General features: G+C 71.9%; 24 protein-coding genes. 12 read left to right on the top strand and 12 right to left on the bottom strand.

The annotated features are described in order from the left end of the window. Positions 1-165 precede the first annotated feature (165 nt). The 5 genes from IEY37_RS09005 to IEY37_RS08985 form a co-directional block, all read right to left on the bottom strand. A complete protein-coding gene (locus IEY37_RS09005; RefSeq protein ID WP_188941194.1) occupies positions 166-1,428 on the bottom strand; it encodes a hypothetical protein in 1,263 nt (420 codons plus the stop codon). Further along, complete coding sequence (locus IEY37_RS09000; protein WP_188941193.1) at positions 1,425-2,756, bottom strand: ABC transporter substrate-binding protein; 1,332 nt, start codon at positions 2,754-2,756, stop codon at positions 1,425-1,427. Before IEY37_RS09000 ends, IEY37_RS09005 begins: the two co-directional genes overlap by 4 nt. A gap of 92 nt (positions 2,757-2,848) precedes the next feature. Beyond that, positions 2,849-3,745 (bottom strand): carbohydrate ABC transporter permease, encoded by an 897-nt coding sequence (locus tag IEY37_RS08995; protein ID WP_188941192.1) that lies wholly within the window; start codon positions 3,743-3,745, stop codon positions 2,849-2,851. A 1-nt stretch (position 3,746) separates the two neighbouring features. Continuing rightward, positions 3,747-4,679, bottom strand: coding sequence for a carbohydrate ABC transporter permease (locus IEY37_RS08990; RefSeq protein ID WP_188941191.1), 933 nt, complete (start codon positions 4,677-4,679; stop codon positions 3,747-3,749). 29 nt (positions 4,680-4,708) lie between these two features. Continuing rightward, complete coding sequence (locus IEY37_RS08985) at positions 4,709-5,677, bottom strand: 5-dehydro-4-deoxyglucarate dehydratase (protein WP_188941190.1); 969 nt, start codon at positions 5,675-5,677, stop codon at positions 4,709-4,711. A 116-nt stretch (positions 5,678-5,793) separates the two neighbouring features. Here IEY37_RS08985 and IEY37_RS08980 point away from each other — a divergent pair, with 116 nt between their 5' ends. From IEY37_RS08980 to IEY37_RS08970, 3 genes are all read left to right on the top strand, one after another. Further along, positions 5,794-6,600, top strand: a complete 807-nt coding sequence (locus IEY37_RS08980) for an IclR family transcriptional regulator (protein WP_229674210.1) — start codon at positions 5,794-5,796, stop codon at positions 6,598-6,600. Then, entirely contained in the window at positions 6,597-7,412 is an 816-nt protein-coding gene (locus IEY37_RS08975) for an NAD-dependent epimerase/dehydratase family protein (RefSeq protein ID WP_188941189.1), read from the top strand. Before IEY37_RS08980 ends, IEY37_RS08975 begins: the two co-directional genes overlap by 4 nt. Before the next feature lie 65 nt (positions 7,413-7,477). Further along, positions 7,478-8,128 carry a TOPRIM nucleotidyl transferase/hydrolase domain-containing protein gene (locus tag IEY37_RS08970; RefSeq protein WP_229674209.1) on the top strand — a complete coding sequence of 217 codons (651 nt, stop codon included), beginning with the start codon at positions 7,478-7,480 and terminating at the stop codon, positions 8,126-8,128. 44 nt (positions 8,129-8,172) lie between these two features. On the opposite strand, the gene IEY37_RS08965 is transcribed toward IEY37_RS08970, so the two are convergent. From IEY37_RS08965 to IEY37_RS08955, 3 genes are all read right to left on the bottom strand, one after another. Beyond that, positions 8,173-9,387, bottom strand: a complete 1,215-nt coding sequence (locus IEY37_RS08965; RefSeq protein ID WP_188941188.1) for an FAD-dependent oxidoreductase — start codon at positions 9,385-9,387, stop codon at positions 8,173-8,175. A gap of 177 nt (positions 9,388-9,564) precedes the next feature. Continuing rightward, positions 9,565-10,218 (bottom strand): PadR family transcriptional regulator, encoded by a 654-nt coding sequence (locus IEY37_RS08960; protein WP_188941187.1) that lies wholly within the window; start codon positions 10,216-10,218, stop codon positions 9,565-9,567. A gap of 192 nt (positions 10,219-10,410) precedes the next feature. Continuing rightward, the gene (locus IEY37_RS08955; protein WP_188941186.1) at positions 10,411-11,433 is read right to left on the bottom strand and encodes a hypothetical protein; all 1,023 of its coding nucleotides are present in this window, start codon (positions 11,431-11,433) and stop codon (positions 10,411-10,413) included. A gap of 191 nt (positions 11,434-11,624) precedes the next feature. Between IEY37_RS08955 and IEY37_RS08950 the strand changes: the two genes are divergently transcribed. Beyond that, positions 11,625-11,978, top strand: coding sequence for a VOC family protein (locus IEY37_RS08950; RefSeq protein ID WP_188941185.1), 354 nt, complete (start codon positions 11,625-11,627; stop codon positions 11,976-11,978). A 40-nt stretch (positions 11,979-12,018) separates the two neighbouring features. Beyond that, positions 12,019-12,444: a hypothetical protein gene (locus tag IEY37_RS08945; protein WP_188941184.1), complete on the top strand. Its 426-nt coding sequence runs from the start codon at positions 12,019-12,021 to the stop codon at positions 12,442-12,444. 148 nt (positions 12,445-12,592) lie between these two features. On the opposite strand, the gene IEY37_RS08940 is transcribed toward IEY37_RS08945, so the two are convergent. Both IEY37_RS08940 and IEY37_RS08935 read right to left on the bottom strand, forming a co-directional pair. Beyond that, positions 12,593-13,240, bottom strand: coding sequence for an NADPH-dependent F420 reductase (locus IEY37_RS08940; RefSeq protein ID WP_188941183.1), 648 nt, complete (start codon positions 13,238-13,240; stop codon positions 12,593-12,595). A 7-nt stretch (positions 13,241-13,247) separates the two neighbouring features. Beyond that, a complete protein-coding gene (locus IEY37_RS08935) occupies positions 13,248-14,309 on the bottom strand; it encodes an LLM class flavin-dependent oxidoreductase (protein WP_188941182.1) in 1,062 nt (353 codons plus the stop codon). Positions 14,310-14,422: 113 nt separating this feature from the next. Between IEY37_RS08935 and IEY37_RS08930 the strand changes: the two genes are divergently transcribed. The 6 genes from IEY37_RS08930 (at position 14,423) to IEY37_RS08905 (ending at position 18,484) form a co-directional block, all read left to right on the top strand. Further along, on the top strand, positions 14,423-14,908 hold the full coding sequence (locus tag IEY37_RS08930; protein ID WP_188941181.1) for a MarR family winged helix-turn-helix transcriptional regulator: 486 nt from the start codon (positions 14,423-14,425) through the stop codon (positions 14,906-14,908). Between the two features lie 305 nt (positions 14,909-15,213). Beyond that, positions 15,214-16,854 (top strand): sodium:solute symporter family protein, encoded by a 1,641-nt coding sequence (locus tag IEY37_RS08925; RefSeq protein ID WP_188941507.1) that lies wholly within the window; start codon positions 15,214-15,216, stop codon positions 16,852-16,854. 14 nt (positions 16,855-16,868) lie between these two features. After that, positions 16,869-17,171, top strand: a complete 303-nt coding sequence (locus IEY37_RS08920; RefSeq protein ID WP_188941180.1) for a hypothetical protein — start codon at positions 16,869-16,871, stop codon at positions 17,169-17,171. Between the two features lie 72 nt (positions 17,172-17,243). Further along, positions 17,244-17,624: a hypothetical protein gene (locus IEY37_RS08915; RefSeq protein WP_188941179.1), complete on the top strand. Its 381-nt coding sequence runs from the start codon at positions 17,244-17,246 to the stop codon at positions 17,622-17,624. Between the two features lie 94 nt (positions 17,625-17,718). After that, a complete protein-coding gene (locus IEY37_RS08910; protein WP_188941178.1) occupies positions 17,719-18,168 on the top strand; it encodes a DUF4240 domain-containing protein in 450 nt (149 codons plus the stop codon). Positions 18,169-18,217: 49 nt separating this feature from the next. Then, entirely contained in the window at positions 18,218-18,484 is a 267-nt protein-coding gene (locus IEY37_RS08905) for a hypothetical protein (RefSeq protein ID WP_188941177.1), read from the top strand. 28 nt (positions 18,485-18,512) lie between these two features. Here the strand turns inward: IEY37_RS08905 and IEY37_RS08900 are convergent, their stop codons facing one another. Next, the gene (locus IEY37_RS08900; protein WP_188941176.1) at positions 18,513-19,562 is read right to left on the bottom strand and encodes an aldo/keto reductase; all 1,050 of its coding nucleotides are present in this window, start codon (positions 19,560-19,562) and stop codon (positions 18,513-18,515) included. Between the two features lie 78 nt (positions 19,563-19,640). On the opposite strand from IEY37_RS08900, the gene IEY37_RS08895 reads away from it, so the two are divergent. Then, positions 19,641-20,183, top strand: coding sequence for a TetR/AcrR family transcriptional regulator (locus tag IEY37_RS08895; RefSeq protein WP_188941175.1), 543 nt, complete (start codon positions 19,641-19,643; stop codon positions 20,181-20,183). On the opposite strand, the gene IEY37_RS08890 is transcribed toward IEY37_RS08895, so the two are convergent. Then, complete coding sequence (locus IEY37_RS08890) at positions 20,127-21,614, bottom strand: MFS transporter (RefSeq protein ID WP_188941174.1); 1,488 nt, start codon at positions 21,612-21,614, stop codon at positions 20,127-20,129. The two genes, IEY37_RS08895 and IEY37_RS08890, sit on opposite strands and share 57 nt — an antisense overlap. Positions 21,615-21,623: the final 9 nt, after the last annotated feature.

Here is a 21,623-nt window from a genome sequence, read left to right as displayed (position 1 = left end):
GAACACGCGGACGGTCACGGTGGCTATCTGTGCCTGCACGGTGTCATCTCTCCTCGTCGTCGCTGTGTGACTGCATCGCTGTGTCGCTGCAGTCCTGGTCGCTGCAGTCCTGTGTCGCTGTGTCGCTCGCCGGCGACCGGCCACGGCATCGCGTGCCGGTACTGCTCATGCGGGGACGGCACGGTCGTCGGTCGGTACCACCGGAGGTGGAGCCACCGATCCGGTCCGCCGGGCGGCCCGGATCGCGTGCGTGACCGTGTCCACGGTGTCCCGGCGGAGCAGGCCGAGGTGGTACAGCTGCAGCTCGCGCACCCCGGACGCCGCCACGTCGGCGACCAGCCGGTCGGCGGTCGCGGGATCCCGCCAGGCGGCGTGCGTGTGCTCGACGATCCAGGCCCGAGCGGTCGAGGTCTCCTCGGCCGTGCCGGGAGTGCTGCCGTCGCGGAGCCAGCACGCGGTGCGGTCCGTGGCATCGGCCGCTGCCGGCGTCAGGCCGCTCGCCGACCAGTCGGCCGTCCGGCTGCTGGTGTGCGCGACGGTCTCCGCGTCGGGGCGCACGTCGCGGACCGCGTCGACCACCGCGGCGATCAGCCTGCGGGCCGCGTCCTGGCGGGCGTCGAGGACCGCCGCGGCCGCGTCGGTTCCCCACAGCTCTTCCAGGGCGGCGTCCACGTCGTCCCGGACCGCGCGAGCGATGCTGCCGGCCAGCTCGTCCGGCTCGAGTCCGGCTGTCCGGTAGGCGGTGTCGCAGGCCGGGCAGAAGCACACCGACAGCTGGTCGGTGCGCGACGGCGCGAGTCCCATCTTGTCGTGCGCCGCTCCATGCTGGACGCCGAGCGCAGCCGCCGCCTCCAGGACGACGCCGTCCGCGGGTCCGGCCAGCACCGCCTCCGATGCGAGGGTGGCGGCGTACTCGACGACCTCGGGTCGAGCGGGGCAGAGGGCGTGCCGGTAACGGTCGCCGAACGCGTTCCGGACGGTGAGGTCCGGATGCGCGGCGCCGAGCCGGCTGTTGTGGGTGAGCACCACCCAGGCGAGCGGGCGGGCGCCGCCCGCCCTGACCGCGCGGCACGCGGTCGAGAAGGCGTCGGCCGCCATCCACTCCGCGGGGGACGGAACCAGTCGACGCCCCCGCCAGACCTCGGGACGCAGCCCGAAGTACACCGCCGAGTGCGGCGCCTCGACGAACCGGCGCCGCTGGTGGCGCGGAGTCGCGGCGCGCACCGAGTGGTAGGCGGCGGCCACCGCGACCCGGTGCAGCCCGAACCAGTCGACCAGCGGGGACGCGCCACCGCCGGGCTCCAGGTCCCACGGGTAGGCGTACCCGAGCAGGTCGATGACGCCGGCTCCCCGGGCAGGGTCCGGTGACCCCGGCCGGTCGGCTGCCGACCGGCCGGGGTCACTCGGGACGTCGGGGTGCACGGTCACCCGGGGTGCTTGGCGACCCAGTCGGCCTGCGCCTTGGTGGTCAGATCGGCCCACTGGTCGGCGAAGTCCTTGGCGGACAGCTTGCCGAGCAGCACCTGCTGCCACTTCGGACCCATCTGCGACTCCACGATGGAGCCGTACTGCGGCAGGTACCGCGGGACGTCGACGATGTGCGTCGTGCTCGCGGCCAGCGTGGTCTGGCCGACCTTGAGCGCGGGGTTGGCCTGCACCCAGGCGTCCTTCTGCGCCTGAAGGTTGCTCGGCAGCTGGCCGACGTTCTGGTTCCAGTAACTGTTGCTGTCCTTGGACAGCATGAACTCGAGGAACTTCTTGGCCTCGGCCTTGTGCTGGCTGGCCTGGAACACGGCGAACCCGTCGGGCGCGTTCGCGACCAGGGTCCGGGTGCCGTCCGGCGCGGCGGGCATGGCCTCGGCGGCGAACTTGCCGGCGCCCAGGTTCTTCTGGTGGTCGGCGTAGGACCCGAGGTTGTGCACCATCATGGCTGCCGTGCCACCGTCGAACTCGGCGGACATCTCCTTGTAGCCGTTGGTGACGTCGGCCTTGGAGGTCTCCTTGCCGTAGAGCGCGGCGATCTTCTCGATGGCCTCGACGTTCTTCGGGTCGTTGATCGTCGACTTGCCGGAGGAATCGAAGGACGTCTGCACGCCCGAGTAGGCGTACATGATGCTCAGCAGCGCCTGGGTGCCGCCGGCTCCTCCGCGGATGCTGAACCCGAAGGTGTTCGCGGCCGGGTCGGTGAGTGCCTGTGCGGCGGTGAAGAAGTCGTCCCAGGTGTTCGGCGGGGTGAGCTTCTTGGCGGCGAACTCGTCGGACCGGTACCAGAGGATGTCGAGGTTCACCGAGACCGGCAGCATGTAGAGCTTCTTGTCGGACGCGGTCGACCGGATCGTGTCGAGGACCTTGGGGTCGATGTTCCCCTTGAGCGTGGCGGAGTCCGCCACGTCGTCGATCGGCTCGAGGGCGTTGCGGGCGATGAGCCCGGCCACGTAGGACTGCTGCACCCCGCCGATGTCCGGCGTGCCACCCCCGGCGATGGCCGTGTCGTACTTCTGCTGCACCGAGTCCGCGGGCAGGCCCAGGTAGTCGACCTTGATGGACGGGTTGGCGGCCTCGAACCGCTTGATCAGCTCCTGGTAGTACGGCGTCCGGGTCGGACCGCCGTTGTTGTCCCAGAACGAGATCGTGGTGACCCCGTTGCTGCTGCTGCCGGACGACGACCCACCGCAGCCGGACAGCGTCAGTGCGGTGGCGGCCACCAGTGCCGCGGACACGACGCGCGTGGCGGTGGATCGGAGGGATCGGGGCATGGCTCTCCTCGGTGAGAACGTCGGTGGTTCGGGCGGACGCCGGAATGGTGTCCGGACGGGTGACGGTGGTGGTGCTGCAACGTCGGCCGGGCTCAGCCCTTGACGGCGCCCGCACTCAGACCCTGGACGAGGTACCGCTGCACGACGGCGAAGACGGCCACCACGGGGACGGCGGCGACCACCCCACCGGCGGCCAGGGCGCCGAAGTCGATGTTGTACTGGCCGAGCGTGTAGCTGAGCCCGACGGGGATGGTGAACCGGTCCTGCCGGCTGATGAACATCAGCGCGAAGAGGAAGTTGTTCCAGGCGCCGATGAAGGCGAACGACCCGACGGCCACCAGTGCCGGCTGCATCAGCGGCAGGATCGTCGCCCGGAACGCCTGCAACCGCGAGCAGCCGTCGAGCATGGCCGCTTCCTCCAGCTCGAACGGGATGCCGCGGATGAAGGTGCTCATCAGCATCGCGGCGAGCGGGATCTGGAACACCGTGTCGATGACGATCAGGCTGCCCAGGTTGTTGATCAGGGCGATCTGCTTGAAGATCACGAACAGCGGGATCAGCAGCATCGCGCCCGGCACGAACTGCGTGCACAGCAGCACCAGGACGAACACGCCCTTGCCGCGGAACCGGAACCTGGCCAGGGCGTAGCCGGCGGCAACTGCGACGAACGTGGTGGCGATCATGACCGACACCGCCACCAGCACGCTGTTCAGGAAGAACGTCGAGAAACCGACGCCGTTCCAGACGGTGTCAAAGTTGGCGAACGACAGCGGCCACGGCACCGGACGGTCCGACCCGGCCGGCCGGAAGGCGAACACCAGCATCCAGTAGAACGGGATGAGGGTGAACAGCCCGTACAGCGCAAGCGGTCCGTACAGGCGGGCCACGCGGGACAGCCGGCCCGGCCAGGGATTCGCGCGCACCGGCACCCGACCACCCGCGGAGCGCTGCGCCTGGACCCCGGATCGGGTCAGTGGGAGCGAGGTCATGTCAGTCCCTTCCCGCGTTGTACTTGGTGACCCGGAGGAAGACGACCGAGAAGACCAGGAGGATGAGGAAGGACACCACCGTGAGTGCCGATCCGTACCCGAAGTTGAAATCCGTCAGTGCCTGCCGGGCGACGTAGAGGGGCAGCGTCGTCGTCTCGTTGGCCGGACCCCCGCCGGTCATGGTGTAGATGAGGTCGACGTTGTTGAACTCCCACACCGCGCGCAGCAGGCAGGTCAGCACGATCGCACCACGCAGGTGCGGCAGGGTGACGTAGCGGAACCGCTGCCAGCGGCCGGCACCGTCCGTGTTCGCCGCCTCGTACAGGTCGGCGGGGACGGACTGCAGGTCCGCCAGGATCAGGATGGCGAAGAAGGGCACGCCGCGCCACAACTCCGCCACGATCACCGCGATGAATGCCGACGTCGGTTGGGACAGCACCGCAGTGTCGCCGGACCCGATCCCCATCAACGACAGTGCGTGCGCGGCGCCGGTCGTCGGGTTGTACAGCAGCACCCAGATACCGGTGGCGAGCACTCCGGAGACGGCCCAGGGGGAGAACACCAGGGCACGGACGAACCCGCGAGCCTTGAAGCGCTCGTTGACGATCAACGCCAGCAGCAGGCCGAGGAGCAGCTGCAGCACGACCTGCGCCACGACCCAGATCACGGTCGTCCGCAGGCTCTGCCAGAACAGCGGGTCCGCGGTGAACATGTGCCGGAAGTTCGCCAGGCCCGCGAAACCGTCGTCGTAGGGCTGGGTGACGTTGTAGTTCTGCAGGCTGTAGTAGAAGACGCTGCCGATCGGATACAGCAGGAACGCCGCGATCAGCACCACGGTCGGCGCGATCAACAGGTACGGCGACCAGCCGCGGCGGCGCGGCCGGCGCGTTGGCGCCGGCCGGACGGGTGCGGGTACTGGAGCTGTGAGGGTCATCGATCACCTTTGATGATGGCGACGGCGGATCAGGACGCGGAGCGGACTGCTCCCCGCAGGTCGGTCTCGAGCGAAGGCAGGTCGGGCGAGCCGAGCTCGTGCAGGGCGCGCAGCCCACGGTGCAGCAGCGCCTCGAGGGCGCGCAGGTCGTCCTCGTCCGGATCCATCAACGGCGGCCGGACACCACCGACGTCCAGGCCCCGCATCCGCGCGCCTGCCTTGACCAGGCCCACCGCATGGCCCGGGACCCGGAGCCGCAGCTGGCCGAACGGCTCGTAGAACTCGCGCAGCAGGACGTCGATCGTGTACTCGTCCCCCGCCTGCAGCGCGGCGTAGAACGCCAGGGCGATCTCGGGGGCGAACGCGAACACCGCCGAGGAGTACAGGTCCACCCCGATGCGGCCGTACGTCACCTGGCTGAGCTCGGCCGTCGGCAGTCCGTTGAAGAACTGGAACTGTCCCGTCCGGTCGACCTTGCGCACCGCCCGGATGATGTCGGCCAGCAGCACCAGGTCGCCGATGCCGTCCTTGAACCCGACCACGGTCGGGAAGGTGGCCACCTCGGCGGCGGCCGCCGGCGTGAAGACGGCCATGTCCCGCTGGTAGACGATCACCGGCAGGGGCGACGACGAGGTGACGTCGCGGACGTAGGAGACCAGCCCGGACACGGGCCCTCGCACCAGGTACGGCGGCAGCAGCAGCAACCCGTCGACGCCGGTGGACCCGGCGACCGCGGCGAGTTCCTTGGCGGTGGCGACCGATCCCCCCACGCCCGCGTACACCGGCACGGCCCCGCCGACGGTCTCGACCGCGACCCGCAGGACGGTCCGGTACTCCTGCTCACCAAGAGCGTGGAACTCCCCCGTGCCGCACGCGACGAACACCGCGCCGGCCCCGGCGGCCACGCCGCGGCGGATGTGCTCGGCGAGCACGTCCGTGTGGATCCCGCCATCCGGTCGATACGGTGTGACGGGGAAGAAGAGCAGACCAGAGAGCACGAAACCGTCCTTACTGATGTACGCCGTTCACGTATGTGTACGCTACGGTAGGGCGGTCGTCCGGCGGTGTCAACCGTCCGAGCCCGGTGCCCGTGCCGGCCGCACGGCGGAGAGGGATGGCGATGGACAGGACGGCACCGACCCTCAAGGTCGCCGCGGAACCGGCCGGCGCCTCGGTCAAGTCGGCGGCGCGCACGATCGAGCTGCTGGAACTGCTGGCGCAGGCGGACCGTCCGGTCACCCTCGCCGAGATCCACCGGGCGCTCAACTATCCCAAGTCGAGCCTGCACGTCCTGCTGCGGACGCTGACGGCCTGCGGATGGCTGCAGACGGACGAGTCGGCCACCTCGTACAGCATCGGCGTGCGCGCGTTGCTGGCCGGGACCTCCTACCTGGAGAAGGATCCCGTCGTGCAGCTGGCCGCCCCGGTGCTGACCGCGCTGCGCGACGAGCTCGACGAGACCGTCCATCTCGCACGCCTGGACCGTGGTGACGTCGTCTACCTGGCGAGCAAGGAGTCCGCGCACCACCTGCGCACGTCGTCCCGGATCGGCCGGCGACTGCCGGCGTACACCTGCGCCCTGGGCAAGGCGCTGCTGGCCGCCCGCACCGACGCGGAGGTGGCCGGCCTGGTGCCGGACGTCATGACACCGGCGACCGACCACACCATCACCGACCTGCCGACCCTGCTCGCGGATCTCGCGGAGACCCGGGTCCGCGGATGGTCCCTGGAGCACGAGGAGAACAGCGTCGGACTCGGCTGCATCGCGGTCACGGTGCCGTCGCGGGCGGTTCCCCGGGACGCCATCAGCTGTTCCGTCCCGCTGGCCCGCTTCTCCGGCGACCGCCAGCGGCACATCGCCGAGACGCTGGCGCGGTACACCGCCGACCTCGCGGCCAGCCTCCGGATCGTGCAGCGATGACCGTGGACGCAGCACCCGAGGACACCGCCGGCGGTCACGTCGTCGCCGTCACCGGCGCCGCGGGCCTGGTCGGCGGGATGTTGCGGCCCCGGTTGTCCCGACCGGGCCGGACGCTGCGGCTGATCGACCTCCGGACGCCCGCGGAGCCGTTGACCGCGGGTGAGGAGTTCGTCCGCGCGTCGGTCACCGACCCGGACGCCATGGCGGCCGCCATGGCGGGAGTGGACACCGTCGTGCACCTCGGCGGACTGTCCGGCGAGGACCGCTGGGATCGCATCATCGACGTCAACGTGCGCGGCACCAACACCCTGTTCGAGGCCGCACGCACGGCCGGCGTCCGCCGCATCGTCTACGCCAGCAGCAACCACGCGGTCGGGTACCACCGGCAGGAACCCTCCACCGTGCTGCCCGACCACCTGGTGCCACGCCCGGACTCGTTCTACGGCGCCAGCAAGGCGTTCGGCGAGGCGCTGGGCAGCCTGTACCACGACCGGTACGGGCTGCACGTGGTGTGCGTCCGGATCGGCTCGTGCTTCGACCGGCCGCGGAACGCTCGGATGCTCGAGACGTGGCTCTCGCCGGACGACGCCGGCCGGCTGTTCGAGGCGGCGCTGTCCGCGGAGGGTTTCCACGTCGTCTGGGGTGTCTCCGACAACGCCGAGCGGCAGTGGAGTCTCGACGCCGCGCGGGCCCTGGGATACCGGCCGGCGGACGATGCCAGCCGGGTTGCCGGGCCGGACGTGGCCCGCGACGTCGCCCATCCGGTGTCCGTGTACGTCGGTGGCGACGACATGCCCACGTACGCCGGCTGACCACCGACGACGCGTCGACCCGGATATCGGCGGCGGCCGGCACCGAGGTGCGGTAGACCGGCACGGTGATCCCGTCCGACCGCGTCGTCGCGGCCCCGCCCCCGCCCGGGTCCGTTCCCGGCGCCACGGTGAGCACGCCGGGCACGCTCGGCACGGTGAGCGCGCCGGGCACGCTCGGCACCGTCAGCGCCGTGGTGCTGGTCGAAGGCACCAGCGACCGGGTTGCCCTCGAGGTGCTCGCGCGCCGCCGGGGCCGCGACCTGTCCGCCGAGCGAGTGGCCGTCGTGGCCATGCACGGCATCACCAACCTGCGGACGCACCTCCGGCGGTACGGACCGACCGGACCGGACCTCCGGATCGCCGGGCTGTGCGACGCCGCCGAGGAAGGTTACGTCGCTGCGGTTCTCCAGGATGCGGGCCTCGGTACGGTACGGGAGGCCGGGTTCCGGGTCTGTCGCGCGGACCTCGAGGACGAGTTGATCACCGCCGTCGGGGTCGCGGGCGCGCTCGACGTCATCGACGCCCAGGGCGAGCTGCGGTCGCTCCGCAGGCTGCAACGCCAGCCCGCGCAGCGGGACCGTCCCACGCACGACCAGGTGCGGCGCTTTCTCAGCGGGCGCTCCGGCAACAAGGAGCGGTACGCGCGGCTGTTCGCGGAGGCCCTCGACCCGGACCGGACGCCGGCGCCGTTGGCCGGCGTCCTGGCCCGCGTCTAGGAACTTCCGCCGGCCGGCCGGGCGCGGGACGGCAGCGCAACGGATCAGTCAGGCGTTCCGGCCTCCGCCGAGAGGGGACGGACACGGGCGTCCCAGTCGATCCGGTGCCGCTGGATCCACCCCTGTGTCCGCTCCGGGCTCATCGCCCGGATCGCCAGCGGCATCAGGAACCGCAGCAGCCCGCGGCCGACCGGGCCGGGCGTCTTGGTGTGGTTCATGCGGGCCCCGCGTCGGGTGATCCGCTCGACCCGGTCGCGGCGCAGTCGTTCGTACTCCTCGAACGCTGCTGCCGGATCGGGGAGGTCGCGCAGGCACCGGGCAAGTTCGATCGAGCTCTCGATGGCCAGCGACGCACCCTGTCCGGTGCTGTTGGACGGGGCGTGCACCGCGTCGCCGACCAGCACCAGGCGGTCCCGGTACCAGTGCGGGACCGGCGGCATGATGTGGATCGCTCCGAGCACCTCCAGGGTGCGCGCGGTGGTGGCGTGCGCCAGCGCCTCGCCGGGCTCGTCACCCCGGTAGGTCTCGCGGATCCGCGCCAGCCACTCCCCGGCGGGGATCTCCCGTGCCTGCCGGAGCGAGAGGTGGTCCGCGGACGGCAGGTTCACGCCCCACGCGGTTCGTCCATCCACCGTCTTCCAGTACAGGTAGTAGGCGCGGCGGCCGAACGCGAAGGTCATCGTGCCGGGCCCGCCGGGGATGTCGGCGTCCACGAGCGCGCCGAAGCCGAGCAGTCCGGTGGAGCCGGCGTCCGGTGCGCCGGGGTCGATGATCCGGCGCACCGTCGATCGGACCCCGTCCGCGCCGATCAGGATGTCGGCGGTGGCCTGCGATCCGTCGGCGAACCGGGCGGTGACGCGGTCCGGGTACTCGTCGACCGAGACCAGCTGCCGGCCGAACTCGTACCGAACGCCGGCGGCCCGGGCGGTGTCGTGCAGTGCACCGTGCAGTCGGCCGCGGTCGATCATCCTGAGCGGCTCCAGTCCCTCCGGCGCCGGAACGGGCACCGTCCGGCCGCCGATGGACATCGAGGACTCGGTGATGGGCAGGCCGGCGGCGCGGACGGCGTCACCGGCGCCGAGGATGTCGAGGGCTGCGAGCCCGTTGGGGGCCAGGGCGAGGGCGCTGCCGATGCCGTTGGACACCTCGGGGTAGGCCTCGTGGACGGTGGCGCGGATCCCGGCTCGCGCGAGGGCCGTGGCGGTCACCGGTCCGGCGATGCCACCTCCGATGACGAGCGCAGTGCGGATGGCGGGCATGGGTTCTCCTTGCAGGCGTGCGCGCACGGGGGCGCGCGCGGATGGATGCCTGCGCGGCGTGCCGGTATCCTGCAAGGGCCAACTCGGGGCCGGCTTCGTCCGGGCAAGCGGGACGGACGTCGATGGCGTCGGGACGTCCCGGGTGCGGTGTTGCCGCACCGCCCCCGGGACGTGGTGTCAGTCGTGATCCGTGGTGGCTCCCCTCTCCGCCAGTTCGGCGAGGTCCGCGGGCAGCTCACCCGAGACGTGCCACGACCGCCAGGCCTCCAGGCCGGGAAAACCGCCGGAGTCGAGTTCGGCCACCAGCCCCGCGATCCAGGCGGCTTCGGCGCGCATCACGGCCATCCGGTAGTCCTCTTCGAGGAGGAACAGCCGCGGGACCTCGGCGGCCACGGCGTCGAAGGCCGCGGCACGGGCGGCGATATCGGCCTCGACCTGCCGGAGCCGGCCGTGCAGGAGGGCCGCGGCGTCGTCCGGCGGCAGGACCGCCAGCACCGACAGACCGGCGGCGAAGCGCGGGTTCTCGCTCGCCGGGTCCGCGATCAGCTCGCGGGTCCAGTCGAGGAGCTCCGCGCGCCCCTCGTCGGTGATCCGGAACGTGGTGCGCTCCGGGCGGGCACCCTGCCGGCTGGTCTCGACCGCCTCGACGAGCCCGTGGCGGGCCATGTTGTCGACAACCGTGTACAGCGATCCCCACTTGATCTGCATGTCCTGGTCCTTGCCGCGGGCACGCATCACGGAGGCCACCTCGTACCGGTGCATCGGCCGCGTCCACAACGTGGACAGCACGGCCAGCGCCAGCAGGTTGCCGACCTTCCGTCGTCCGGGCATCGGGCCTCCTGTCACTCGTGGCCGACTATACGGCTACGAGTAATCCGCGGCAATGCCGGCACCAGCTGATCCGGCCGCTTCGGTGCCCGGTCGACGGCCCTGCTCCACGGCCCGGTGCAGTGAAGGCCCGCCGGACCGTCTCACCGGGACGCGGTGGCTGCCGTCCTCGGAGGTCGCAGGCCACCGTGCAACTCAGAAGTGATTGCCGTAGTCCTCGGGCAATCCGAGTGCGCGCAGGGCGGCGGCGTCCGTGGCCTGCCCGTAGGTCCAGTGCCCGCTGCCGGCCGGTCCGCGGAGCGACTCGCCGCCGCACCCACTCGCCGCCACGGTGACGTCGTACTCGGCGCCGCGCGCCCGGAAGACGAGACTGTCCGTGCCGCCGAGGTCCGCCGGACACGACCGCTCGCCGGTGTCGTCGAGCACGGGCGTGGCGTTGACGACGGCGGCCAGGCGTCTCGCTGCCGCGGCGCCGAGGACGCGGCGCACCGCCGCCGCACGGCTCCCCCGTTGCACGGCGATGTCGACCGAGGTGACCGTCGCCGGGATGAGCTCGCCGGCGCTCTTGCGGGGTACCCACACCATCTGCGCGTCGGCTCGCACGGCGGACCCCGTCGGTGTGGCGGTGGCCGTGAACAGCAGGGTCACCGGTCCGAGGCCGATGTCGATGGTGTCGGCCCGCGCGGTCGGCGTCGTGGTGGTTCCGCTGCCCCTGATGAAGGCTCCAGGGGGCAGATGTTGCCGTGCCCAGGCCAGCACCCGGTTCGCCGGTCGGTCGGTCGTCCACCATCGGGTCCGGACGACCAGGTGGCCGGACGCCGGGACGGTGTCGGCACCGTCCAGGAGTGCAACCGGTGATCTCGGGACGGGGACGGCGCCGGGGACGACGGGCACCACCCGGATGGCCCGCTCGACCGCCGCCGCCGCGGCCGCCCGCGCCTCGGCATCGGCATCGGTGCCGGTGCCGGTGCCGGTGCCGCCCCCCGTGGTCGCGGTGGTCCGTGCCGGCCCGGGTGCGACCGGGACGGACGAGGCCGTCGGATCGGATCGGACGGAGCGCGCCGGACCGGGCGAAGCCTGCGTCGGGTCGGTTGTCGACGTCCGCGCCGCGGCGGTGGCGACGGCAGGTCCGACACCCGACCGGGCAGTGCCACAGGCGCTCAGCAGGGCCGCAGCGACGACGACCCACAGGGCCAGCAGGACCGGTCGCATCTCCATCTCCCCAACCCTCCGCGGGCGACCGGCTCGCCCTGCACCGTCGACGGAGCAGGCCGCACCGTGCGTTGCACCACTGACGGCGCCCGGAGACTTGCGCCGGTCGGCACGGTGCCGCTGCGCGTCGAGTTGCGCCGCCGGTCGGCGCCTGATGCCCTCGGAAGGACGGGAGTCGCGGGCACGGGGAGGGCGCGATGGCAGAGGTGACCGGCGTCGGCGGCGTGTTCTGGCGGGCGGACGACCCCGAACGCCTGCGGTCCTGGTACGCCGACGTCCTGGGCATCGTCGACCCACCCGGCGGGGCATGGCAGCAGGAGGCCGGTCCGATGGTGCTCGCACCCTTCCCGCGGGACACCGACTACTTCGGGCCCGGGCAGCAGCTGATGCTCAACTTCCGCGTGCGCGACCTGGCCGGATTGCTGGACCGGCTCCGCGACCGGGGTGTCGAGGTGCAGGGGCCGGAGAGCCAGGACGGCGTCGGCACCTTCGCCTGGGTCCGGGACCCCGAGGGCAGCCGGGTCGAGCTCTGGGAACCGGCGGGGGACTGAGTCGGTCTCGGACGCGGCGAATCGGGCTTATCGTGCAGCGGTGTCCCGTCGCCCGCCCTGGTTCGCCCGAGGGACCGACTCGTCGCGGGTGACAGCGGCGTTGCTGCTGTGCGCTTGTCCGGGCGTCGCCGTGGGCTCCTGGCTGCCGCGGGACGGCGCACCCCCGCCGGTGGCCTTCGCCACGACCTTCACCGCGGCAGCGGCGATCGGCGCGGTCCTGGGAGTGACGTGGATCGTCGTGCTGACCGTGCATCCCGAGTGGGAACGCCGTCCGGTGAGGCCGGTCTCGCCCTGGCTCACCTTCGGGCTCGCCGCTGCGGTGGTGGTGTCGGCGGCCTGCGTGCTGACCGCGGTTGTCGACGGGCGGTCCGGCTGGGCGGTGACGTCGGCCATGGCGCCGGTCCTCGCTTCGAGCGGGTGGCGGAGCTGGTTGCAGGCGCACTCGACGGCGCCGACCGGCAAGTAGAACGCGGGGCGCGGCCCGTCCGACGGACAACGCCCGACCGTCCGGCTTCTGGAGCCGCTTCGGCTCGGACAACTCTTCACCGCCAGGGTCGACCGGTCCCTTGACGGGCCACCGTGACCAGGACTGCGCCGCCGAGCTGGGCGCCGTCTCACCGGCGAGCGGCCAGTCCGATCAGAACGCGCAGTTCGTCGGCGGGGACGTCGGCACCGAACGTCGGGGTCCCCGGCTGCAGCAGCGCCCCCGCGGCGAGCGGTCCGGCCACCACCGGGTCGAAGCCCAGGGCGTCGACGACGGCCGCCGCCGCGGAGACGTCCTCGTCGCGGTCGCCGGCCACGGCGATCGCCTTGCGGCCTGGAGTACCCGACGGCCGCGCCTCCTCCTCGAGGTCGTGGTAGCCCATGTGGTTGAACGCCTTGACCACTCGCGAACCGGCCAGGAAGTCCTGCACCAGCTCGCTGGTCGTGGTGCGCGGTTCGGCGAGATCGTCGCGGACGCCGTCCGTCTCCCACCAGTAGTTCATCGCGTCGAGCACGAGCCTGCCGTCGAGCTCGTCCACCGGCAGCGTGCGGTACCGGCCCAGCGGCAACGCCAGGAGGATCACGTCCGCCTCGCGGGCCGCGTCCGCAACCCAGGCGGCCACCGCGCCCGGCACCAGCACCTCGGCGATCAGCGCGATCCGTGCCGGGTCCCCGGATCCGGCGAGGAGGACGCGGTACCCGGCTGCGACGGCCAGCCGCGCCAGCACGGTGCCGACCTTGCCGGCACCCAGGATCCCGATCGTCCGCTGGACTGTCACTGCGCGGTCACCGAGCAGCCTGCAGCACGACCCGGTCCTCGGCGAGCATCTCGCGGACGAGCGGCACCACCTTGGTGCCGTACAGCTCGACGGCACGCAGCCGGGCACCGGCGGACACCGCGCCCGCGGACGAGTAGATGAGGTCGAACCGGCCGACGTCGAGGGCGCGGACGGCCCCGGCGATCCGGCGTGCCACGGTTTCGGGCGACCCGACGTAGAGGGAGCCGTGCTGCACCTCGGCGTCGAACTCCTGCCGGCGCAACGGCGGCCAGCCCCGCAGAGCGCCGATGCGGTCGCGGGTCTCGCGGTAGCCGGGGTAGTACAGCTCCACCGCTTCCTTGTCCGTGTCGGCGACGAAACCGGGCGAGTGCATGCCGACCGGATGGGCGGTCGTACCGAGCTGCTCGGCGGCACGCCGGTAGAGGTCGACGTACGGGGCGAACCGGGCGGGGTTGCCGCCGATGATCGCGAGCATGAGCCGGAAGCCGTAGTGCGCGGTGCGGATGACCGACTGCGGCGATCCGCCGACGCCGACCCAGGTGGTCAGCCGCCCGGACTCGGTCTTCGGGTACACGTCGGCCTCGTGCAGCGCGGCGCGCGTCGTGCCTTCCCACGTCACCGGCCGTTCGTCGAGCAACCGGGAGAACAGGTCGATCTTCTCGTCGAAGAGCAGGTCGTAGTCGGACAGGTCGTAGCCGAAGAGCGGGAAGGACTCGGTGAACGAGCCGCGTCCCAGGATGACCTCGGCCCGGCCGTGGGACAGCGCGTCCAGCGTCGCGAACCGCTGGAAGACCCGGACGGGATCGTCGGAGGACAGCACCGTGACGCCGGAGCCCAGCCGGATCCGTTCCGTCCGGGTGGCGATGCCGGCGAGCACGGTCTCCGGGGTGGAGATGGAGTACTCGGGACGGTGGTGCTCGCCGAGGGCCACGGCGTCGATGCCGACCTGGTCGGCCAGCACGGCCTCGTCGACGGCGGCCCGGATGGCGGCGGCCTGGGAGACGACCTGGCCACGGTCGTCCCGCGGCAGGTCGCCGAAACTGTCGATGCCGAACTCGATGCCGGTCATGGCGGCGCCACTCGCTCTTTGTCGCCGGCGGGCCGATCACCGGACCGGCCCGCCGCTGGTTGACACGTCCAGCATGCGGCATATCGTTGATATGTCAATGAGAGGTGGCCGAGGTGACACGGGCAACGGGATCCGTCCGGCGTCGGCAGTTGCCGTCGACGGACGAGCTGCGGGTGTGGCGGGAGTACATCGAGACGGCGGAGCGGCTGCGGTCGCGGCTCGCCGCACGGCTGCAGGCCGAGTCGTCGCTGTCGATCGGCGACTACCAGGTGCTGCTGGCGCTGAGCGAGGCCCGCCCGCGCGCGCTGCGGTCCTCGGAGCTGGCGGCGACGATCGGGTGGGAGCGGAGCCGGCTGTCGCACCACCTCGGGCGCATGGAGCGACGGGACCTGGTCCGGCGCGACGAGTGCGCGACCGACAACCGTGGCGCGGAGATCTCGCTCACCGACACCGGCGAGCGCGCGTTCCGGGCGGCCACCGTCCCGCACCTGCGCGCGGTGCGGGAGGTCTTCGTCGACGCCTTCACCGCACCGCAGCTGGACCACCTGGCGGCCGCGACCGGTGCGCTCCGCTCCCACCTCGCGGAGTCGGACTCGTAGCAAACCCGCTCGGAGCCGATCCGCTCCGTCAGCACCCCTAGGACGCGACGAGCAGCGTCGGGCGACTCGGCGGCGACGCCCGGGTCGCTCCGGCGCTCGCCGCGAGGGCTCCGCCGACCACGGTCGTGACCGACGCTCAAGGGTCCGCCCCGCACCCACCGCCGGTCGAGCGACCGTTCTGAAGTCCTCGGCCGCTCCGGCGTCCCGCCGTGCTCCGACGCCGGCACGGTGCAGTGTTTAGGCGCTCTACGGACCGGTGACCGTAGCGGAGTCGTCTGCCAGGACGCGCCGTGAGAGGACCCCCGATGCTGCGACTGCATCCCAGCGCCTTGGACATCGTGCTGCTGGCCCTGTACTTCCTCACCGTGCTGGGCATCGGCTTCTTCGCGCGGCGCGCGGTCGGCACCAGCGCCGACTTCCTCCTGGCCGGACGGTCGCTGCCCGCGTGGATCACCGGGTTGGCCTTCGTCAGCGCCAACCTCGGGGCGACGGAGATCCTGGGGATGGCGGCCAACGGGGCGCAGTACGGCGTGGCGACGGTGCACTACTACTGGGTCGGCGCCGTGCCGGCCATGGTGTTCCTGGGCATCGTCATGATGCCGTTCTACTTCCGGGCCAAGGTGCGGTCGGTCCCGGAGTTCCTCAAAGTGCGGTTCAACAACCCGACGCACGTGCTCAACGCCGTGGTGTTCGCCATCTCGGCCGTGCTGATCGCCGGGGTCAACCTCTACGCCCTGGCCATCGTGCTGCAGGCGCTGCTGGGCATCAACCTCTACCTGGGCATCGTGGTGTCGGCGGCGTTCGTCCTCGCCTACATCGGCGCCGGCGGGCTCTCCAGCGCGATCTACGGCGAGGTGCTGCAGTTCTTCATCATCCTGGCCGGTCTCATCCCGCTGTCGATCGCTGCGGTGAAGAACGTCGGCGGCTTCTCCGCGCTGGCCGACAAGGTCACCCGGACCGCGCTGGGCGACAACGGCCTGCACGCGTGGAAGGGCACCGGGGTGGGCGCCGTCGACCCGAACCCGATCGGGGCCAACTGGATCGGCATCGTCCTCGGCCTGGGCTTCGTGCTGTCCTTCGGGTACTGGACGACGAACTTCGCGGAGGTGCAGCGGGCGCTGTCGGCCAAGGATCTGTCCGCAGCGCGCCGCACGCCGCTGATCGCCGCCTACCCCAAGCTCCTGATCCCGGCCGTCACGGTGATCCCGGGTCTGGTCGCGCTGGTCGCCATTCCCGATTTCGGCACCAGCAGCGGCCTGACCTACAACGACGCCATTCCGGCCCTGATGCAGCGACTGCTGCCCTCGGGCGTGCTGGGGATCGCGATCACCGGGCTGTTCGCGTCGTTCATGGCCGGTGTGGCGGCCAACGTCTCGTCGCTGAACACCGTGGTGACCTACGATCTGGTGCAGCCGTACCTCCGCCGGAACCGCAGCGACTCGTTCTACCTGCGCACCGGCCGGCTGGTCACCGTGGTGGGCATCGTCATCGCCGTCTTCACCGCCATCCTGGCGTCGCACTTCAACAACATCATGGTGTACCTGCAGTCGCTGTTCTCGATCTTCAACGCCCCGATCTTCGCGACGTTCATCCTGGGCATGTTCCTGAGGAAGACCTCGGCGTGGGGCGGCTTCTGGGGTCTGCTGGCCGGCGTGGTCAGCGGCTCGGCCACCTTCTTCCTGTTCCAGACCGGTGTGTTCAGCGTGGCGTCGGCGATCTACGCCACCTTCATCCAGGCGGGTGTCGCCTTCGTCGTGGACATCGTGGTCAGCCTGGTGGTCACCGCCGTCACGCCGAAGCCGGATCCGGCCGCCATCGCGGACATCGTCTGGTCGCGCAGGAACCGGGCGAGCGAGCCGCGGGATCCGGTGTGGTGGCGCAGACCGGTCCTGCTCGGGGGCGTGGTCCTCGCCCTGGGCGTCGTCCTCAACGTCGTCTTCGCGTGAGAGGGGAGCCCGCCATGACCGACAACGGTGCCGGCACCGACACCGGCGCCCAGAGCAGCCGCATCACCCGCTTGTTCGACATCCGGCTCATCGTCGGCGGTCTGCTGACCGTCTACGGGGTCGTCCTGCTCGTCATGAGCTTCTGGGACTCCAGCGAGGACATCGCCAAGGGTGCCGGCATCCGGCTCAACCTGTGGACCGGAATCGGCCTGCTGGTGGTGGGTCTGGGCATGCTGCTGTGGATGCGGCTGGCGCCGCTGCGGGCGGAGCCCGACAGGACCGGCAGCGCCGGGGGTCCCGCGGAGCCGCGGGCGTGAGCCCGACCGCGCGACCACCGGTCCGCCGCAGAGCCCGGCGCGCCCCGGTGCCGGGCGTCCTACGGTGAGCAGGTGCCCCGCCCCGGCTCCGACCGCAACCGGCCGGCCGACGAGGGGCGGCACGGCGGACCGCCGCTGCTGCTGCAGCCGCCGTTCGTCCTCGCCTGGATCGCGACGCTCGCCGTCCTGGTGGCCGCCTACTTCGCGCACCACCGCGTGCCGCACCTGCACGGCCGGCACATCACCAATCTGTTCCTCTTCGAGCTCCTGACGGGTTGGGGCGCCTACGTCGCCGTCCTGATCTGGCCATGGTGGACCCAGTGGCGACGACGCTCCCGGCCGCCGGCCTCCGAGCCGGCATCGCTGCGGATCGTCATCGTCGCCGAGGTCGTCACCGTCGTGGCCGTCGCGGTGGCCCTGGGCTGGCTCGCCGGCGTCCACGGCAACCCGTGACGCGCGATCCCTGCGGTGTGCCGGTCCTTCCCGATCGGGTGTCGCCCTCAGCGACCACGGACCCGAGCCGCCCTGGCGGTGCCAGGCTGTCCTGGTGACCGAGGGCGATTTCTGGACGCTGATCGCAGCTCTGGGCGGAAGCATCGACCGCATCGCCGCGGAGGGCCTCGCCGACCAGCTGCGGGCGCGCGGCGAGGACGCCGTCACAGGATTCGCCGATCATCTGGCCGCGGCGCTGTACGCGATCGACACCTCCACGGGCGCCGACCAGCTCATCGTCGACCCCACCGCCGGCCCGGAGCCGATGACCATGTCCGACGACCTGTTCCGCTACGCCCGGTGCGCCGTCGTGGCGGCCGGACGTCCGACGTGGCAGCGGGGTCCGGGACGACCCGACGCGAATGGCCGGCGTCTGGGCGGCCTTCGACGTGAGTGGCTGCTGACCGTTGCCCCGGACGCGTACGGCGCCCCGACCGGTCGGCCATGGACACACGAGACGCCGGTCTGCTACGAGACCGGCTCGAACCCGGACGGCTGGCCCTGACCTCGGTGGCGCCGGCACGATCCGCCCGGACGCGCTCGTCTGGCTGCTGGTGTCCGCACCGGTGTCCGCGGCCGTCGTCGCCGTCGTCGCGGTGACGCGCCACGAGCGGACGTCGCCGCCGAGAGGATCGGTGCCGCGGGCGGTGTGGATCCGGACCGTCCTGAGCATCGTGGCCGCGACGGTCGGCGTGGCGTCGTGGGTGTCCGGCGTCGATCGCCTGCTGCCGCTGATCGTGCTGGCCGGAACCGGGCTGTCGTCCGCCTGGAGCCGGGTGGGGTGGCAGGGCGTCGAGCAGCGACGCAGGATGGGCGGCTGAGGAGGGCGGCTCGGAGTCGCGGCAGCGGTCAGGCCAGCGCCATGCCCGGGACCCGCCGCCGGATGGCCTCCAGTTCGGCCTCGTCCGAGATGCCCTGCCAGTCGTATCTCGGCGTGTACGGCGCCTCCAGGGCGCGGACCTCGTCGTCGGTCAGGACGAGGTCGACAGCTGCCACGGCGTCGTCGATCTGCTGGACGGACCCGGCCCCGACCAGCGGCGCGGTGACGACCGGCTGCCGCAGCAGCCAGGCCAGGGCCACCTGTGCGCGGCTGACGCCGTGCGCGTCGGCGACCCGGCCGACCGCGTCGATGATCGCGCGGTTGGACTGCTCCTCCGCCGGCGAGTACAGCAGATCGGCGTAGGCGCCGTCGGTCTCGGAGCGGGTGGTGCTGCGCGCGTCGTGCCACGGGCGGGCCAGCCGACCGCGGGCCAGTGGCGACCAGATGATCGCGCCGACGCCCCGATCCAGGCACAGCGGGATCATCTCGCGCTCCTCCTCGCGGGCGAGCAGGTTGTAGTGGTCCTGCATCGACACGAACCGCGCCCATCCGTGCTGCTCCTGCAGGTGCAGCGCGGTGGCGAACTCCCAGGCGTGCATGGACGACGCGCCCAGGTAGCGGACCTTGCCCGCCCTGACGAGAACGTCCAACGCCTCGAGGGTCTCCTCCCACGGCGTCGCGTGGTCGTTGCGGTGGATCTGGTACAGGTCGATGTAGTCGGTGCCCAGCCGCCGCAGCGAATGGTCCACCTCGGTCAGCACCGCCTTGCGCGACAGCCCACGTCCGTTGGGCCCTGGCCGCATCGGGTGACGCAGCTTCGTCGCGATCACGACGGCGTCGCGGTCGGCGAAGTCCTTCAGCGCCCGGCCGAGGATCTCCTCGCTGGAGCCGTTCGAGTACATGTTCGCGGTGTCGAAGAAGTTGATCCCGGCCTCGACGGCGTGACGCAGGAGCGGCCGGGCCTCGTCCTCGCCCTTGGACCACACCGGGTGCCCGCGGTCCGGCTCGCCGTAGGTCATCGCCCCGATCGCGACAGGGGACACGTCCAGGCCGGTGGTACCGAGTTTGACGTACCGCACAGCGGTCCTCCTCTAGGATATGTGGAGAGTTCTCCGTGACCGTAGTGGAGACTTCTCCACATAGCAAGGAAGTGGTCGATGGTCCGGTCGGACGCTCGGGACAACCGGGAGCGGATCCTCGCGGCAGCCCGGGCGGCGCTCACCGAGGACGGCCACACGTCGATGAACCAGGTGGCGCAGCGCGCCGGGGTCGGCGCCGGAACCCTGTACCGCAACTTCCCAACCCGAGAAGCGTTGCTGCTGGGCGTCTACCAGGACGAGGTGGCACGGATCGTCGAGCTGGTTCCGGAACTGCTGGCGACGATGCCCGCCGTCGACGCGCTGCGCCGGTGGACCACCGAGCTGGTGGCGGCCATGCGCCGGAAGCACGGGCTCGGCGACGCGCTGAGTGCCGGCGCCCATCAGGCGATCTCGGAGCGGACGCACGGCCCCGTCCTCGCGGCGATCACCGCACTGCTGGACGCCGGCAAGGCGGCCGGCGCCGTCCGCACGGATGCGGATCCTGGCGACTTCCTGCAGTTCACCGGTGCACTGTGGCGTGCCGACGCCGGTCCCGAGGACCGGTCACCGCGGATGCTGGCCCTGCTGCTCGACGGTCTCCGTCCCGCGGCGGACCGGTAGCGCACCGGCCCCGTCCCGCTCCGCCCGGGTGGCGCCACGCTCACCGGACGGCGTCCTGACGACCGCCACCGCGACGAGCACCGCGAGCAGGGTGAATCCGGCCGCCACGGCCATGGCGGTGTCGTAGCCGGCGGTGAGGGCCTGCGCGGAGCCGCGGCCGCCGCGTGCCCGTGCCACGGACGCCGCCACGCCCGACAGCACCGCCAGACCGACGGCTCCACCGATCTGCTGCGCGGTGGTGACGAGCCCCGAGGCGGTCCCCAGCAAGCGGGGCGGCAGCCTCCCGGTCGCGCAGCTGTAGACCGGCGCGAACGTCAGCCCGTACCCGACAGCCATCACGAGCAGTCCCGGAAGCACCGACACCGCATACGTTCCCGCGGCCGGCAGGAAGCACAGCCACAGCATGCCGGCAGCCACCACGCACGGACCCAGGACCAGGAACCGCCGGTACCCGTAGCGGTGCAGCAGCCCGCCCATCCGCGACGACACCGCGCCGAGGACGACCGGAAAAGGCAGGAACGCCAGTCCTGTCTGCAGCGCCGGCCAGCGCTGCACGTCCTGCATCCACAGCGTCAGCACGAAGAAGAACCCGAGATTGCCGGCGTAGACCGCAGCCATCACCACATCGGCGGCGACGGCCTTGCGGTACCGGAAGACGGAGAGGTCGACCAACGGCCGGGCGACCCGCCGCTCGACGAGCACGAAGGACGCCAGCGCACCGGCCGCGACCACGAAGCTGACGACGACACGCGCACTGGACCACCCGTCGACCGGTGCCCGGCTGAACCCCAGCACCGCCGCGAGCAGCGCGAGCGTGACCGTGACCGCCCCCGGCAGGTCCAGCCGGGCCCGGTCGCCGGTGGGCCGGTCCCTGGGCAGGACACGGGCGAGCAGCGGGAGGAGGACCAGGCCGACCGGGACGTTGATCCAGAAGGTCCACCGCCAGCCGGCGACATGCGTCAGCACGCCGCCCAGGAGCAGACCCACCGCGGCCCCGCCCGTGGCGATCATCGACCAGAACCCGAGCGCCCGGCCGCGTCCCGGCGCCGCGGGGAACACCGCCAGCAGCACCGAGAGCGCGGTCGGTGCCATCATCGCGGCCGACAAGCCCTGCAACGCTCGCAGGATCACCAGCTCGGGCAGGGTGGTTCCGACGCCGATGGCCAGCGACAGCAGGGTGAACGCGGCCGTCCCGGCCAGAAGGACGCGGCGGCGACCGAACAGGTCGCCCGCACGGCCGCCCAGCAGCAGGCAGCTTCCGAAGGCCAGGACGTAGGCGGTGACGAGCCACTGGGCCGTGTCGTCGCCGACGGCGAGGTAGTGCTCCATCGAGGGCAGTGCGACGTTGATGATCGCGGTGTCCAGGACGACCATGAACTGGGCCGTCGCGACCAGCGCGAAGACGGCCCGTGGACGGGTGGTGGGCGGCAAGGCGGATTC

Origin of the sequence: Nakamurella endophytica, from assembly GCF_014646215.1 — a bacterium.
Taxonomy (GTDB): domain Bacteria; phylum Actinomycetota; class Actinomycetes; order Mycobacteriales; family Nakamurellaceae; genus Nakamurella; species Nakamurella endophytica.
The sequence above is the reverse complement of the archived record's forward strand: the minus strand, read 5'-3'. Positions and strand labels throughout refer to the sequence as shown.